Source organism: Leptolyngbya sp. KIOST-1, assembly GCF_000763385.1.
Lineage (GTDB): Bacteria > Cyanobacteriota > Cyanobacteriia > Phormidesmidales > Phormidesmidaceae > Nodosilinea.
This window is the reverse complement of sequence record NZ_JQFA01000010.1, coordinates 1-975: the sequence shown is the minus strand read 5'-3', so window position 1 is coordinate 975 and position 975 is coordinate 1. Positions and strand designations below refer to the sequence as shown.

Here is a 975-nt window from a genome sequence, read left to right as displayed (position 1 = left end):
GGATTCCAGCTATCTCGATCTCGTCGCTCATCGCTTCACCTTACCGGGACTCCTAGCCCAAAATCCCTAAGCCTTCGTTAAATTCCTGGGACGGTTACGTCATATGCACAATGACTGAACGTACTTCCTCCTTAGTCAAGACCGTTGGCAGCTTGCGGGACGGCTTTGCCCTCACCGCATCAATACGAGCATCCAAGGGCAGAAAAAGCACCTCTCGATACAAAAACAGCAGGGCACTCAAAGCTTGATTTTGCGTAGATGCCGCCACATGCTCTTGCACCGCCAAGTGAGTTAAAAACGACTCAATCTCTGGCACCCCCATTTCCTTGGGATGCCGTTTGTTATGAAACAGAATGTATCTGCGAATCCACTGAACGTAGGACTGTTCTGTCCGATAGGAATAGTGCTTCAGCCGAATCACATCGCGCACCTGGTCAAGCAAACGCCTGGGGGGAGCTGAGTCATCCATGAGTAAACCCGTACTAGCCATAGGGAAATCTTAAGCTCCTCGCCCTTCAAGGGTCCGGCATTTATACTGAAATTTTCCACCTAAGATCCCATATTCAGCATTTAGGCTGAAATTTTTCTACCTAAGATCCCTGTAAGGGTGTTTGGGTAGACAGATTTCCGCCTAATACTCCGATTCGGGGTGTTAGGCGGAAAATTTCCCTCTAATAAAGAGTTAGACCCTCAAGATAAAGGAGCTTTTCCCCTGACTCTACTTTCTTGACTAACAGGAGGCTCAATGATATCCTTGCTTGCCACTACAAGATAGTCACGCGATAATTTGCTAAAAGAATCCTGTTCTAGCCGAAGAGCCAAACAGCAATGCAAATTTCTCAAGCCGAATCCCGAATCCTCAAGAAAGTAATTCGTGCTTGGATTGAATCGGAATACAGCGATCTAGAAAAGCTTAATTGCCTCAAGCAAAACATTGATGATTGTGCCTGGAAGTTCGCTAAACGACTTAATTCT

At 46.5% G+C, this 975-nt stretch carries 1 protein-coding gene; it reads right to left on the bottom strand.

All coding sequences use genetic code 11. The features are described 5' to 3' along the window. Positions 1 to 94: 94 nt before the first annotated feature. Positions 95 to 490 (bottom strand): phage integrase N-terminal SAM-like domain-containing protein, encoded by a 396-nt coding sequence (locus NF78_RS27815; RefSeq protein ID WP_081973052.1) that lies wholly within the window; start codon positions 488 to 490, stop codon positions 95 to 97. Positions 491 to 975: the final 485 nt, after the last annotated feature.